Here is a 15,133-nt window from a genome sequence, read left to right on the forward strand (position 1 = left end):
TCGCATCGCGTAATGAAAAGCGTGCCAACGCTGAGCTGGCACGCTGATTGGTATTGCGCTCCTCAGGCAGCCGCCTCATACAGCTTCGGCGCAGCCACTTCGCCGCTTTCCAGGCTCTTGCGCAGAATATCGGCCTGCACGGCAGCCGCCTTCATGGCGCTTTCCTTGATGTAGCCATAGCCGCGAATGCGTTCCGGCAGGCGTGCCAGACTCAAGGCGGTGTGGCGATTCTGCGCCTGAAGGTGCTGCAGGATCAGTTCGACATCGCTGACATAGCGGTCAATCAGCGCCCTCTCCTGCTGACGCTCAAGACTGCGACCGAACGGATCGAGCGCCGTGCCACGGAGGAATTTGAATCTCGCCAGCACATCGAAAGCGCGCAGCATCCACGGGCCAAAGCTGCGTTTGCGCGGTAACCCGTTGTGCGGATCGCGCTTGGCCAGCCACGACGGTGCCAGATGAAACTCCAGTCGATAGTCGCCTTCGAACTGCGCTTGCAACTGGCGGGTAAACTCGCCGTTGCTGTAAAGCCGCGCCACTTCGTATTCGTCCTTGTAGGCCAGCAATTTGAAGTAGTTGAACGCCACCGCCTCGGTCAGCGTCGGCTGCTGACCGGGAAATGCCCGCGATTCGCTGTCGCGCACGCGTTGCACCAACGCCAGATAGCGCTTCGCGTAGGCAGCGTTCTGATACTGCTTCAAGGCATCGACGTTACTCTGGATACGCTGATCAAGGTCCACCGATTGCGGCTCGCTGACCTTGTCTTGTGGATTGACGAAGGCCTCCACAGCGGCGGGATCATGCGCGGTACGACGCCCCCAGAGAAACGCCTGCTGATTCAGGTTGACCGCTACGCCGTTGAGTTCGATGGCCTTCTCGATGGCCGCCGAGGTCAATGGAATCAGGCCCAACTGGAACGCATAGCCGAGCATGAACAGGTTGCTGGCGATGCTGTCGCCCATCAGTCGGGTGGCCAGTGACGTGGCTTCGACAAAGTGGGTCTTCGCCGCGCCGACCGCCTCAATGATGGTCTGCTTCATGGCTTCGGCCGGAAACACGGCATCCGGATTACGCGTGAACTCGGCGGTCGGTGTTTGCTGGCTGTTGACCACCGCATGGGAAATCTTGCTGTCGAGCTTGGCGATCGCGTCCGGGCCGGCAGCCACCAGCAAGTCACAGCCGAGCAGCAGGTGCGCTTCACCGGCGGCGATACGCACGGCAAACAGGTCCTCCTGGCGCGCGGCAATGCGGATATGGCTGACCACCGGACCGAATTTCTGTGCCAGACCAGCCTGATCGAGCACGCTGCAGCCCTTGCCTTCCAGATTCGCGGCATAGCCCAGCATCGCGCCGACGGTGGTCACCCCTGTGCCGCCGACACCCGGCAGGAGAATATTGAACGGCCTGTCGAGCGACGGCAGCACCGGTTCCGGCAGACGCGCGAATGCTTCGACCTGCTTGGGCAACGCAGGCTTGCGCAGTTTGCCGCCATGCACGGTGACGAAGCTCGGGCAGAAACCCTCGACGCAACTGAAATCCTTGTTGCAGGCGCTCTGATCGATTTCGCGCTTGCGCCCCTGCGCGGTTTCCTTGGGCAGCACAGACAGGCACCCGGATTTGACCCCGCAATCGCCGCAGCCCTCGCACACTGCCGGGTTTATCAACGCGCGCTTTTCCAGATTGGGCATGGTGCCGCGTTTGCGACGGCGGCGCTTTTCAGTGGCGCAGGTCTGGTCGTAGATGATGACCGACACGCCTTTGAACTCGCGCAACTCGCGCTGCACGCTGTCCAGATCGCGCCGATGATGAAAGGTGGTAATCGGCGCGAAGTCCTCACGACTCGGGTACTTGTCCGGTTCGTCGGAAACCAGCGCGATGCGCAGCACGCCTTCGTTGAACACCTGACGGCTCAGTTGATCGACGCGCAGCACGCCGTCGATCGGCTGGCCACCGGTCATGGCCACCGCATCGTTATAGAGAATCTTGTAAGTAATGTTGACCTTGGAGGCCACCGCCGCACGCAGCGCCAGGTGACCCGAGTGAAAATAGGTACCGTCGCCCAGGTTCTGGAAAACGTGTGGGGTTTCGGTGAACGGCGCCTGACCGATCCAGGTCACGCCCTCGCCGCCCATCTGGGTAAACGTGTCGGTTTCGCGGTCCATCCAGATGGTCATGTAATGGCAGCCGATCCCGGCCAGGGCGCGGCTGCCCTCCGGCACCTTTGTCGAGGTGTTGTGCGGGCAGCCGGAGCAGAAATGCGGGGTGCGCTGGGTGTTGAACAGCGGCGCCTGCAGCGCTTGCTCCTTGTCACTGAGAAACTGCAGGCGCGCTTCGATCTGCGGGCTGCTGTAGAACGGCGCGAGGCGTTTGGCGATCACCCTGGCAATCATCGCCGGAGTCAGCTCGCTGAGGTTCGGCAGCAGTGAGCGGCCCTGCTCGTCGAACTCGCCGACCACCACCGGCCGGCGTTCCACGGGCCAGTTGTAGAGCTGACCGGTCAACTGGTCTTCAATGACACTGCGTTTTTCCTCGACCACCAGAATTTCGTCCAGCCCTTCGGCAAAATCGTGCACCGATACCGGTTCCAGCGGCCAGCTCATGCCGACCTTGAGCACGCGAATCCCGACCTTCTCGCACAGTTCCTGATCGATACCCAGCTCTTCGAGGGCCTGGCGCACGTCCAGATAGGACTTGCCGGTGGTGATGATGCCCAGCCGGGGTTGCGCAGAATCGATCACCACCTTGTTGAGCTGGTTGGCGCGAGCGAAGGCCCTGGCTGCGTAGATCTTGTAGGTATTGAGTCGCGCTTCCTGAGCCAGCGGCGGATCCGGCCAGCGGATGTGCAAGCCGCCTTCGGGCAGATCGAAATCGTCGGGGATACGGGTTTTGATCCGCAATGGATCGACCTCGACCACCGCGGAAGAGTCGACGTTCTCGGCAATGGTCTTCATCGCCACCCAGCAACCGCTGTAGCGCGACAGCTCCCAGCCAATGATGCCGTAGTCGAGAATCTCCTGGACATTACTGGGGTTGAGCACGGGGATCATCGAGGCGATGAACGCATGCTCGCTCTGATGGGCGATGGTCGATGATTTGCAGCCGTGGTCGTCGCCCGCCAGGATCAGCACACCGCCATTGGCGGCAACACCGGCTGAGTTACCGTGCTTGAACACATCACCGCAGCGATCTACACCCGGCCCCTTGCCGTACCAGAGAGCGAACACGCCATCGTACTTGCCATGCGGGAACAGGTTGACCTGTTGACTGCCCCAGACCGCCGTGGCGGCCAGTTCTTCGTTGATGCCCGGCTGAAAATGGATAGCGTTTTGCTGCAGGTAGTCCTTGGCGTCCCAAAGGCTCTTGTCCAGATTGCCCAGCGGCGAACCGCGGTAGCCAGAGATAAACCCGGCAGTGTTCAGACCCCGCGCCTCATCACGCTGCTTTTGCAGCATCGGCAGGCGGGTCAGGGCCTGTGTGCCGGTCAGGTACAGATTGCCGGTGGCAAGCCGGTATTTATCATCCAGACGAATATCAGCCAGGGACATGCGAATACCTCTCTTGTTCTTATAGGGTCAGGTCTTGTACGCCGGGACGGTCCTGCCCGGCAGCCTTGCAACTAGACTGCCAGCAGCAAAGAGGCTTTTTCTTTCTAAATGCGCGCAAATCTGCTGATATTGAGCATGCTTTTTTCGACCAGAACAAAAAACAAGGTCAATTCATGCAGCCAAAATTGAGCCCCATCGATCGCAAGATTCTTCGTCTGCTGCAACATGACGCCAGCCTGTCGGCCGCGGAAATCGCCGAACGGGTCGAGCTGTCGCAATCGCCCTGCTGGAGGCGTATTCACCGGCTTCAGGAAGACGGGGTGATCGAACGCACGGTCGCCCTGCTCAGTACCCAGAAGCTGGGACTGAGCATGACCGTATTCGTCGAGGTCAAGCTGTCAGGCCATGGCCGCCGCTATCTGGCCGAGTTCGAGGAGGCAATCATCGGCCACCCCGAGGTGCTGGAGTGCTACACGATGGCCGGGGGGATGGATTTCATGCTCAAGGTTGTGGCTCAGGACATCGCCAGCTACGAACGCTTTCTACGTGATCATTTGCTGCAATTGCCCCACGTCCACGAGGCCCACTCGAACATCGCCATGAGCACGGTAAAGCGCACCACGGAGCTGCCGCTGGACTAGACGATATCGGGGGAAAATCGAGCAAAGAAAATCCGCCGAGCGAGCGCTGGCGGATTATCGGTATCAATGAGGGCAATAAAAACATTTGACTTGCAAATGATAATGATTATTATTGCATCAGCGGGTCGCGAGACTCGCTGGATAACCCGGAAGTCTTAGGTCGGCTTCCAGATTATCTCCTCATCAGGCTAATCACGGTTTTTGACCCGGCTTTTTGCCGGGTCTTTTTTTGGTTCTTTCTTTATGGTTTCGCTGCTTCAGGCTAATGAAGTCTGGGTATTGCGCGGTGTGTTGCAATGACGCGGATCATAGCAAAAGCGCCTCGATCAAGGCCATGCTTTTAGGGCAAAAACGCCTGGATGCGGCAGATAAAACGTAAATGCTGGGACTTTTCACTTGAGAATGATTCTCGTATTCATTAGTCTACGCTTGTCACGGACGCTACCCAACATCGCAAGGAAGATTCCCATGGACGACCAGCGAGCGATACATCATGAGTAATCAGCTCTCGTCTCTACTGCACCTCCCCGCCCGCCTGCCCGAGCCGCAACCCACGCTGCAGGCCATCGAACTCGGCCACCGACTGGGCAAGCTCTCGCGCCGGACCCGGCAGATATTCCTGCTCAGCCGACTCGACGGCCAAGCCTATGCCGACATTGCAGCCTTCATGAACGTCGATATCGCGCGGGTAGAGCGTGCGATGCTTCGCGCGCTGGGCAAGGCCCACGTGCCTGGCGCGGCTGACACCACAAGCGCTGCCACTCAGGCCGCCATTCAGGATCAGGCCAGCCGCTGGTATGTGCACTTGCAGAGCCCTGCGGCAACCGCCAGTGAACGCATCGAGTTTCGTCACTGGCTGGACGCCGATGCCGCGCACCTTTCGGCCTTCCAGAACAGCGAGCGACTGTGGCGTCAGTTGCAGGCACCCGCCTCTTTACTCGGCGCATCCGGCTGGCATCGGCGCAAGCGCCGCGTGTATCTGGCCTGGTGCCTGCTGACCGCCTTCATCTGCAGCCTGATGGTCACCGCCGAGGCCATCTCCTGACGCGCAGATGACCGTTGCAGTGAAGTTTACGTCGCAGGACGCGATGTCGATCGGTGTACAGTAGCGGCCTGAAAAGGCATCTACGCAGCAGGCACCTATCTTGACTCTCACTATCGGTTCAGATTTCGACAGCGGCAACATTCAGGTTCTCGACGCAAGCGACCCGGCGCATATCAGACTGGCGATTCGGCCCGACACGCAAAGCGCGCATTTCCAGTGGTTTCATTTCAAGGCAGACGGCCTGAACGTCGGCCAGACCTACGGCTTCAGCCTCACCAATGCCAGCCAATCCACTTTCAACAGTGCCTGGAGCGGCTACAACGCCGTGGCGTCCTACGACCATCAGAACTGGTTTCGTGTCGCGTCGGATTTCGACGGCAAGGCGCTGAATTTCAGCCTGGCCGCGGAGCAACCGCAGGTCTGGTTTGCGTACTTCGAACCCTACAGCCGTGAACGCCATGACTGGCTGATCGAACAGGCGCAGGAAAAAGCCGGTACACAGTTGCTGGCTGTCGGCAAAAGCGTCGAGGGCCGGGATATTCAGCTGCTGCGCAAAGGTGACGGTGCCGAAGGCAAACGCAAGATCTGGATGATTGCCCAGCAGCACCCTGGCGAACACATGGCCGAATGGTTCATGGAGGGCGTGATCGAACGCCTCCAGCAAAAGGATGACGCCGCGCTGCAGCAATTGCTGGCCGAGGCAGACCTGTACCTGGTGCCGAACGTCAACCCGGACGGGGCCTTTCATGGCCACTTGCGCACCAACGCCAGCGGCAAGGACCTTAACCGTGCCTGGCAGGACAGTACCGAAGCGCTGAGCCCGGAAGTGTCCTTCGTCAGGCAGCAGATGGAAAAATACGGCGTGGACATGTTCCTCGACGTGCACGGTGACGAAGAAATCCCCTACGTATTCACCGCGGCCTGCGAAGGCAATCCGGGGTATACCGCACAGCAACGCCAGCTTGAAGAGCGCTTTCGCAGCCGCCTGTGCGAGGTCAGCGACAACTTCCAGACGGCTCATGGCTACCCACGCGGCGCACCCGGTCAGGCCAACATGAACCTGGCCGCCAATGCTGTGGGCGAACGCTACAAGTGCCTGTCACTGACCCTGGAAATGCCCTTCAAGGATCACGACAACGCGCCAGACCCGGTCACCGGCTGGTCAGGCAAGCGTTCCGCGCAACTGGCCGGGGACATACTGACCGTGCTGTCCGAGATGGTAAAAGAGCTTCGCTAAGGGCTCTGCTGTCTTCAGGCAAACCGAAATGCCCACCTACGCGTGGGCATTTTTGTTTGCGCTGGCCGCACGGCGTACGATCAGACTGGCCAGCGCGATCAGCGCCAGCGTGATCACCACTGCCCCGTAGACATTGCTGGTCATCACCAGCCCTGCCGAGCGGGCAAAGAATCCGGCGACCAGTGCCGGTATGCAGAAGGCCAGGTAACTGAGCACCAGAAAAGCCGACATCAGCCCGCCCCGCTCGTGGGCATGCGCCAGTGGCATGAGCATGCGCAGCGCGCCCAGAAAGCTCGATCCGAAACCCACACCTGCAACCACTGCACCGACGAAAAACAACCACAGCAAACCGAGGTTGATCGAAAGCAGGACCACCGCAACACCCAACGGCAGAAAGCTCGCGCCAACCCATAAGCCGAGCACCGGCTCACGCTGACGCAGCGTCAGAATCGCCGCAGCGCCGCTTAGAGTCAGCGCCGCAACCGCCAGGCCGCCATTGAGCGGTGAGGTGGAGCCGGTCGCCGCCACCAGCAAGGACGGGCTCAACGACAGAAAGAAGCCGCCCAGCGCCCACGCGGCGATGTCCACCGGCAGGACCAGCCATAGCATGCGCCGTGCCTGCTGCGGAACATGCAACGAGGGCTTGAGGGATTGCCAGACACCGGGCTGGCGACTGACGGTTTCCTCGACGCGTCCCAGGTACAGGGCCTGACTCAGGAATGCGGCCAGCAGCAAGCAGTAACCGAGCATCAGCGGCAACGGCGCGAACTGCGCCAGCAGTGCCGTGCCCAGAGCGCCAACGGCCATGCCGAGCATCGGCGAAATACTGTTGATCAACGGTCCTTTGACCGAATCACTGTCCAGCAAGGCTGCGCCCAGTGCGCTGGCCGCCAGCCCCGTTGCAAAACCCTGCAGCAGGCGCGCGGCCACCAGCCAGCTGACATCACTGGCCAGAATGAACAGCAGCATCGAGACGCTTTGCAGCAGCAAGGCACCGAAAATCACCGGGCGCCGTCCCAGATAGTCAGACAGCGATCCGCCCATCAGCAAGGCAGCCAGCAGGCTGAATGCATATACTGCAAAAATCAGGGTAAGCACGCCCGCAGAGAATCCCCATGCCTCCTGATACAGGTGATAAAGCGGCGTGGGCGTGCTGGACGCAGCGAAAAAGCATAACGTGGTAAACGCCAGAAACCCGAGATGGTTTCGTGCCCGACCGTCAGACTTCACGTCTGGCGACGTCGAATCGTTTGAAGAAAGGGACATGGATACGCTCTCCGCCAATGCAATCTGTTAAAGCCATAAATTAGCTTTTGCGGAGTGTGCGACGTGATAGCGCTTAAAGCAAATACTTTGTGTTAAGGTCCGCCGTATGGCTATCAAAGAAGCAGTTCGCACCGGAGGCCGCAGTGCCCGGGTGCAGGAATCCATTCACCGCGCGGTCCGCGATTTGTTGCAGGAACACGATCGGTCAGCACTCAGCGTGCCGATGATCGCGACCCGCGCAGGCGTCACGCCGTCGACTATTTATCGCCGCTGGGGTGATCTGACCACGTTGCTGGCGGACGCTGCCCTGGAGCGTCTGCGCCCTGACGTGCCGATCGATCAGGGCAGCCTGCATCAGGACCTGCTGACCTGGAGTGAAATGTATCTGGACGAAATGTCCTCGGCACCTGGCCGGGCATTGATGCGCGATGTCGCCGCCAGCACCTCCGGCTGTGTCGGCAAGTGCGCGGCAATGGTTCGCGAGCAGCTGCAGGTCATGATCGATCGTGCCATCGCTCGCGGCGAGGTTTCTCCCAGTGCCGACGACATGATCGATGCCGTCGTTGCGCCGATGATTTACCGGATTCTGTATGCCGAATCGGCACCTGCGCCCGAACGCGTGCGTCAATGGGTCGACCGCTGCCTGAGCTGAGCCGCTTTGCAGGGAGTCAGCGGCGGCAACTCCCGTTATCATGCGCGCCTCGTCCGACATCAATGACCGAACCTATTCATGCATACCCTCGCAGACCTACGCGCCGGCAAGCTGGCAGGCATCAAACGGCTTGACCTCTCCTGTGGCCTGAGCGAATTCCCGGTCGAAATCTTCGACCTGGCCGACACGCTGGAAGTCTTGAACCTCAGCAGCAACAGGCTGACCTCGCTGCCTGACGACCTGGGTCGCCTGACCCGCCTGCGCGTGCTGTTCGCATCAGACAACGCCTTTACACACCTGCCGGAAAGCATTGGCCAATGCCCGCAGTTGCAGATTGTCGGCCTCAAGGCCAACCGCATAGAGCAGGTCAGCGCCGCGGCACTGCCGCCGCGCCTGCGCTGGCTGATCCTCACCGATAACCGCATCGAGTTGCTGCCCGACGAATTGGGCCGCCGCCCAAACCTGCAAAAGCTGATGCTCGCCGGCAACCGCTTGCGCACCCTGCCCGCGACCCTCGCGCAGTGTCACAGGCTGGAACTGATCCGCATTGCCGCCAATCGCCTGACCGAGTTGCCGGACTGGCTGCTGAGCCTGCCTGCGCTGGCATGGCTCGCCTTCGCCGACAACCCGCTGTGCGCCGAACGTCCCAACGCGCCGATCCGGGAAATCCCCTGGCAACACCTGAGCCTTCACCAGCGCCTGGGCGAAGGTGCGTCGGGGATCATTCAGCAGGCGGTCTGGCACGACGCCGGCGCTGAGCGCATGGCAGCGGTCAAGCTGTACAAGGGCGCGGTCACCAGCGATGGCTCGCCACTCAATGAAATGGCCGCGTGCATCGCAGCAGGCCGCCACGCACAGCTGATCGAGGTGCTTGGACAGATCAGCGGACATCCCGAGCAGCAGCGCGGCCTGGTCATGGCGCTGATAGCCCCTGATTTCGGCAATCTGGCCGGGCCGCCGAGCCTGGAATCCTGTAGCCGCGATGTTTACGCCAGCGATACGCGCTTTTCCCTGCCGGTGCTGCTGCGCCTCGCTGAAGGCATCGCATCGGTCACCGCGCACCTGCACGCCCGCGGGATCACGCATGGCGACCTTTATGGTCACAACATTCTTGTGCAGGAGGATGGCCATTGCCTGCTCAGCGACTTCGGCGCGGCGTCCTTTCACCCGTCAGCCGGGCTGGGTGAGGCGCTGGAGCGCATCGAAACGCGGGCATTCGGTATCTTGCTGGGGGAATTGCTGGAGCGTTGCGAGGCAGATCCGCAGGATCAGAACGTCATGGCGGGTCTACAGGCGCTGCAGGCGAGTTGCGTGCAGCCTGATTGCCAGCAACGACCGTCGCTGGCAGAGGTTCTTCTACAGATAAAAACATGGAGCGCGTAAAGCGCTCCATTGCGCAGTGATCAACCTGCCAGGCCCACGTACACGTTCTGCACGTCATCGTGGTTGTCGATGGCTTCGAGAAACGCTTCGACTTCGGCCATCTGCTCATCGGTCAGGCCGTCCACGGTGCTTTTCGGGCGATAGCCCAGTTGCGCGGACTGGACGGTGAAACCGAACTCCGGGAGCGCCTTGCAGACCGCGTCCATGTCGGTGGATTCGGTGAGGAACAGCGTCGCGCCCTCTTCACCTGGCTCGAAATCCTGAGCGCCGGCCTCGATTGCCGCCAGCTCCGGGTCGGCATCCGCTGCTGCAGGAACAGCTTCGATCATGCCCTGATACAAAAAGTCCCACGAAACCGAACCCGCAGCGCCCAACTGGCCCTTGCGGAACAGCACGCGAATTTCCGAGACCGTCCGGTTGATGTTGTCGGTCAGGCACTCGACGATCACCGGCACGCGGTGTGGCGCAAAACCTTCGTAGGTCAGACGCTCGAAGTTGACGCTCTCACCCAGCAGGCCTGCGCCCTTCTTGATGGCACGCTCCAGGGTCTCGCGCGGCATCGAGGCCTTCTTGGCCTGCTCGACCACCAGCCGCAGACGCGAGTTCATGTCCGGGTCTGCGCCAGCGCGGGCTGCGATCATGATCTCCTTGGACAGCTTGCCAAACGTACGTCCCTTGGCATTGGCTGCCGCTTCTTTATGCTTGACCTTCCACTGTGCGCCCATGTCTGCTCTCTTGATTCGCTAGGCACCTCGCCGCCTGCGCCTGCATGACTCACAGAACGCGGCGCTGGCAAGGCGCTGAAAAAGGGTCACCGGCAAATACCCTGTCCGGCGCGGCGCATTTTATACGCGATCACGGCAGATGAAACCCCCGACAGACAGATTGGCCTTATGAACTCGCCAGGATGGCTGCCAATCCGGCCAACGGCGATCATCTTCTTTCCGTCACCGCTTGTAGGCTCTTTCCGAAAAACCTTGCAGCAATGCTTTTGCGCCTCCGTATTCCGTAACCTGCGCGGCCCCGTTTTTGAAGCTAGAGAGCCCCGCAGATGCGCAAGGACCTGCAAGTGCCCTTCATGCTGGCGATCACCGACTGCCAGCCGGATCTGCATATCATCAACTTCGCCGGCCATGAAGCCCTCAACGAAACGTATCGCTTCGACCTCTGGATGATCGGCAGCCACCCGCAGCTGGATGTGCGCAGCCTGCTGCATCGCGAAGCGTTTTTAAGCTTCGGCGAATCTGGCGGCGGCAGGCATGGCCGTATCGAGCATGCGGCCCGGCTGCACAGGGGGAATCGCGTGAGCCTTTACCATCTGATTCTGGTGCCTGATCTGCAGCGGCTGGCGCAACATCGACAACGCCGCGCCTATCAGGACCGTGCGATTCCTCAACTGATCGTGCGCTTGCTTGAAGCACACGGTATCGGAACGAACGCTTACCGCTTCGAGCACGTGAACGGTCTTTATCCTGCCAGGCCGCTACATATCCAGTACGACGAAAGCGATCTGCACCTGTTGCAGCGCCTGTGCGAGGAAGAAGGCATGCATTTCCGCTTCGAGCATCGCCGGAGCGGCCACCGGCTGGTGTTCTCGGACGACCCTGCCAGCTTTCCGGCGCAGCCATTGCCGGTGCGTTTCAAGCGCCCGCAAGCGTCAGACGTACCCAGAGAGACGCTGTTACACCTCGCCGAGCGACTGGGGTTTCCGCAGTTTTCAAGACAACCCGCCGACCACCCGCAACCTGCGCACGCACCTTCTTCGCCGCACGATGCACACCCTCTGACGATAGCGGCCAATCATGCCTTTCAACCGCCAGGCTTACGTGGAGCGATCAGTCCCCGGGAGGCACTGAGTCGGCAGCGTGGCAGTCGCGGACTGGAGCGCCTGCGTTGCGAACGGAGTGATGTCAGAGGACAAAGCATCGACACCGCCTTGCAGTGTGGTGAAGTCATTCAGGTGCTCGATCACCCGGAGCCATTGCTTAATGATCAGTGGTTGCTGACCGAAGTTGTTCACGCAGGCAGGCAGTTACAGGTGCTGAAGGGCGCCGCCGCTCATGATGCGCTGGCAATCCTGCGCATCCTCGTCGAAGCGCAACGTTCGTCACCCGAGGCTGAACAACTGCAAGGCAACGGTTACTGCAACAGCTTCAGGGTAATACCCTGGGCAACGCCGTTTCGCCCGTCGATCAGCCACCCTCGACCCATTGTCACCGGTGAGCATTTCGCCACCTTGCAGCGCAACGACAACCAACCGGACCCACCCGGATATCGTTCAATCCGCTTCGACTGGCACGCTCAAGGCCCGGAAGACCAACCCGCACAACGTTGGCCGATGGCAAAAGTCGCCTGCCCGGAGATTCATCGGCTACCGGCGGGTACACGTGTGCGGGTCCGCTACCTCGACAATCATCCCGAACGCCCCGTGATCTGCGCGGCACTGTTAGCGAATCCGGGGCAGGACGCAGTGACTGCTTACCCCACCGACTGCGTTCGACTGGCGAACGGTCAGCGCCTGCACATCAACGCGCATGACGGATTCACAGTGCGCGGGCGGACCGCCGAGTTGCAGGTCGACGCGCAACGCATTCTGATCGTTGCCCATGCAGATCAGCAGTCCTTGAAATCGGGCTGGCGCTTGTCGATGAAGGCGCGCATGCCCTCCTTCTGATCCTGGCTGGCGAAGGCGGCGTGAAAAACCCGGCGCTCGAAGCGGATGCCTTCGGCCAGGCTCACCTCGAACGCGCGGTTGACGCTCTCTTTGACCATCATCGCCACTGGCAGGGATTTACTGGCGATGACCGCTGCCACTGCAAGCGCTTCCGGCAGCAACTGATCGAGCGGCAGCACGCGGGCCACCAGACCGGCGCGCTCGGCCTCGTGAGCATCGATCAATCGGCCGGTCAGGCACATCTCCATGGCCTTGGCCTTGCCGACTGCGCGGGTCAGACGCTGCGTTCCGCCCATCCCCGGCAACACGCCGAGATTGATCTCGGGCTGTCCAAACCTGGCGTTCTCGGCAGCCAGAATGAAATCGCACATCAATGCCAGTTCACAGCCGCCACCCAAGGCAAAACCGGCCACCGCAGCCACCAGGGGTTTGCGTCGGGCCGCGACCCGGTCGCTGTCACGAAACAGGTCATCGAGGTAGATCTGCGGGTAGGACAGGTCGACCATTTCCTTGATGTCCGCACCAGCGGCGAAGGCTTTTTCCGAGCCGGTCAGCACGATGCAGCCGATCGCACTGTCCGCCTCGAACTGATCGAGCGCATGGTTCAATTCGTTGATCAGACGCGCATTCAAGGCGTTCAACGCATCGGGCCGGTTAAGTCTGACCAGGCCCACACCACCTATAATCTCAATGAGAATAGTCTCGTAAAGCATTGATAAATATCCTTTTTATTTAATTACACAATCAGCAGCTTTTTATAGATTCAACATTCAATTATTAGATCAAGCCATTGATTAACAAGGCTAATTCAACAACTCGATAGCTATCGCAGTAGCTTCACCGCCGCCGATGCAGATCGCCGCCAGGCCACGCTTGAGTTGTCGATGCCGCAAGGCCGCCAGCAGCGTCACGATGATCCGCGCACCCGAGGCGCCGATCGGATGACCAAGCGCGCAGGCACCGCCATTGACATTGACTTTATCGTTCGGGATGCCCAGCTCGCGCATTGCCACCAGTGGCACCACCGCAAACGCCTCATTGATCTCGAACAGATCCACATCATCCAGGCTCCAGCCTGTCTTGCCCAAAAGGCGCTGAATGGCGCCTATCGGCGCTGTTGGAAACAGGCCCGGCTCGTCGGCAAATGCCGCATGCGCATGAAACACCGCCAGAGGCCGCAGGCCACGCCTTTGAGCCTCGGACTGACGCATCAACAGCAGCGCTGCTGCGCCGTCGGAGATAGAACTGGAGTTGGCCGCGGTGACCGTGCCGCCCTCGCGAAAAGCGGGTTTGAGCGTGGGTATCTTGTCGGGACGCGCCTTGGGGGGCTGCTCATCGTGGGTGATTTGCCTCGACTCCTTGCCCACGGTGACTTGCACCGGCACGATCTCGGCGTCGAAATGGCCTTCGGCAATGGCCTTTTGCGCGCGAGCCAGTGAGGCCAGGGCAAACGCATCCTGCGCCTCGCGAGTGAAACCGTTGAGCCCGGCGCAGTCCTCGGCGAAGGTGCCCATCAGCCGTCCTGGCTCATAGGCATCCTCGAGGCCGTCGAGAAACATGTGATCGAGCACCTTGCCGTGCCCCATGCGATAACCGCTGCGCGCGCGGTCCAGCAGGTAAGGCGCATTGGACATGCTCTCCATGCCGCCAGCCACCACCACCGCAGTACTGTCTGCCAGCAACAGGTCATGGGCCATGATTGCGCTCTGCATGCCGGAACCGCACATCTTGTTGACCGTGCTGCACAGCGTCGCATGGCTGAGCCCGGCACCCAGCGCCGCCTGCCGAGCGGGTGCCTGGCCCAGACCTGCCGGCAGCACACAACCAAACAGCACATGCTCCACGTCTGCAGGCTCGATGCCTGCCCGCTCGACAGCGGCACGGATGGCGATCGATCCCAGCGCGGTGGCACTGAGGCTCTGCAGATCGCCCTGAAAACCACCCATGGGCGTGCGCACGGCACTGACAATGACCACGGGGTCTTGATGAGGGGGTGTCCTTTCGATGGACATGGCTATCTCCAGTCTTGTTTTTATAGGTACGGTTTTCTAAAGGTACGGGGGAATCATCAACCTGCTGCCTTGCAGACGCAATGGTTGAGGCAGGCAGATTAGCCGCTATCCCGGCATCGTGCCCGACGCGGCGAATCTCTCACCACTGGCGAGGTCTGAAGATCACTGAACCTGACGCTGGAGCACACGAATGCCGCTACGCCTGATCCGCGCCCTGCTCTCGGGGCTGCTCATCCTCGGCTTGAGCGCCTGTGCGCTGATTCCCCATCGAGACCCGCTGGCGATCAGTGTCGTGGGTATCGAACCCATCCCCGGCCAGGGCCTGGAACTGCGCATGGCAGTCACGTTGCGGGTGCAGAATCCAAACGAGACCGAGATCAACTACAGCGGCGTCGCGCTGGACCTGGACGTGAACGACAGGCTGCTGGCCTCCGGGGTCAGCAACCAGAAAGGCACTGTAGGACGCTTCTCCGAGGCAGTGCTGGTGGTGCCGGTCAGCGTGTCGGCATTCGCTGCCTTGCGCCAGGCACTGGGGCTTAGTCAGAGCCAGCGTCTGGACAATCTGCCCTATACGCTTCGCGGCAAGCTGGCCGGCGGCCTGTTCGGCACAATGCGCTTCAGTGACAGCGGCACGCTGGATTTGCGCCAGGCCGAGGGAGATCCCTGGTAACAAGTCAT

12 protein-coding genes are annotated in these 15,133 nt (G+C 60.8%); 7 read left to right on the forward strand and 5 right to left on the reverse strand.

Features of this window, described 5'->3' with window-relative positions:
* Nucleotides 1–62: 62 nt before the first annotated feature.
* A complete protein-coding gene (locus KUIN1_RS15295) occupies nucleotides 63–3,545 on the reverse strand; it encodes an indolepyruvate ferredoxin oxidoreductase family protein (protein WP_024651153.1) in 3,483 nt (1,160 codons plus the stop codon).
* 173 nt (nucleotides 3,546–3,718) lie between these two features.
* On the opposite strand from KUIN1_RS15295, the gene KUIN1_RS15300 reads away from it, so the two are divergent.
* The 3 genes from KUIN1_RS15300 (at nucleotide 3,719) to KUIN1_RS15310 (ending at nucleotide 6,468) form a co-directional block, all read left to right on the forward strand.
* A complete protein-coding gene (locus KUIN1_RS15300) occupies nucleotides 3,719–4,186 on the forward strand; it encodes an Lrp/AsnC family transcriptional regulator (protein ID WP_002553253.1) in 468 nt (155 codons plus the stop codon).
* Nucleotides 4,187–4,679: 493 nt separating this feature from the next.
* Nucleotides 4,680–5,231 (forward strand): DUF4880 domain-containing protein, encoded by a 552-nt coding sequence (locus KUIN1_RS15305; RefSeq protein ID WP_011268161.1) that lies wholly within the window; start codon nucleotides 4,680–4,682, stop codon nucleotides 5,229–5,231.
* A gap of 100 nt (nucleotides 5,232–5,331) precedes the next feature.
* Nucleotides 5,332–6,468: a M14 family metallopeptidase gene (locus tag KUIN1_RS15310; protein ID WP_011268162.1), complete on the forward strand. Its 1,137-nt coding sequence runs from the start codon at nucleotides 5,332–5,334 to the stop codon at nucleotides 6,466–6,468.
* Between the two features lie 36 nt (nucleotides 6,469–6,504).
* Here the strand turns inward: KUIN1_RS15310 and KUIN1_RS15315 are convergent, their stop codons facing one another.
* The gene (locus KUIN1_RS15315) at nucleotides 6,505–7,734 is read right to left on the reverse strand and encodes an MFS transporter (protein WP_011268163.1); all 1,230 of its coding nucleotides are present in this window, start codon (nucleotides 7,732–7,734) and stop codon (nucleotides 6,505–6,507) included.
* Between the two features lie 106 nt (nucleotides 7,735–7,840).
* Between KUIN1_RS15315 and KUIN1_RS15320 the strand changes: the two genes are divergently transcribed.
* The gene (locus KUIN1_RS15320) at nucleotides 7,841–8,386 is read left to right on the forward strand and encodes a TetR/AcrR family transcriptional regulator (protein ID WP_011268164.1); all 546 of its coding nucleotides are present in this window, start codon (nucleotides 7,841–7,843) and stop codon (nucleotides 8,384–8,386) included.
* Between the two features lie 78 nt (nucleotides 8,387–8,464).
* A complete protein-coding gene (locus tag KUIN1_RS15325; RefSeq protein ID WP_024651155.1) occupies nucleotides 8,465–9,769 on the forward strand; it encodes a leucine-rich repeat-containing protein kinase family protein in 1,305 nt (434 codons plus the stop codon).
* A 20-nt stretch (nucleotides 9,770–9,789) separates the two neighbouring features.
* Here KUIN1_RS15325 and KUIN1_RS15330 read toward each other — a convergent pair whose 3' ends face one another.
* A complete protein-coding gene (locus KUIN1_RS15330; RefSeq protein ID WP_003364547.1) occupies nucleotides 9,790–10,494 on the reverse strand; it encodes a YebC/PmpR family DNA-binding transcriptional regulator in 705 nt (234 codons plus the stop codon).
* A gap of 326 nt (nucleotides 10,495–10,820) precedes the next feature.
* Between KUIN1_RS15330 and tssI the strand changes: the two genes are divergently transcribed.
* A complete protein-coding gene (gene tssI, locus KUIN1_RS15335; RefSeq protein WP_152092105.1) occupies nucleotides 10,821–12,443 on the forward strand; it encodes a type VI secretion system tip protein TssI/VgrG in 1,623 nt (540 codons plus the stop codon).
* On the opposite strand, the gene KUIN1_RS15340 is transcribed toward tssI, so the two are convergent.
* Together KUIN1_RS15340 and KUIN1_RS15345 are read right to left on the reverse strand one after the other, a co-directional pair.
* Nucleotides 12,383–13,156, reverse strand: a complete 774-nt coding sequence (locus KUIN1_RS15340; RefSeq protein WP_024651156.1) for an enoyl-CoA hydratase — start codon at nucleotides 13,154–13,156, stop codon at nucleotides 12,383–12,385. The genes tssI and KUIN1_RS15340 overlap by 61 nt on opposite strands.
* Before the next feature lie 90 nt (nucleotides 13,157–13,246).
* Complete coding sequence (locus tag KUIN1_RS15345; protein WP_116886616.1) at nucleotides 13,247–14,455, reverse strand: acetyl-CoA C-acyltransferase; 1,209 nt, start codon at nucleotides 14,453–14,455, stop codon at nucleotides 13,247–13,249.
* Nucleotides 14,456–14,645: 190 nt separating this feature from the next.
* Between KUIN1_RS15345 and KUIN1_RS15350 the strand changes: the two genes are divergently transcribed.
* Nucleotides 14,646–15,125 carry an LEA type 2 family protein gene (locus KUIN1_RS15350; protein WP_003400587.1) on the forward strand — a complete coding sequence of 160 codons (480 nt, stop codon included), beginning with the start codon at nucleotides 14,646–14,648 and terminating at the stop codon, nucleotides 15,123–15,125.
* Nucleotides 15,126–15,133 lie beyond the last annotated feature (8 nt).

This window comes from Pseudomonas sp. KUIN-1 (assembly GCF_009176725.1).
In the GTDB taxonomy this organism is placed as follows: domain Bacteria; phylum Pseudomonadota; class Gammaproteobacteria; order Pseudomonadales; family Pseudomonadaceae; genus Aquipseudomonas; species Aquipseudomonas fragariae.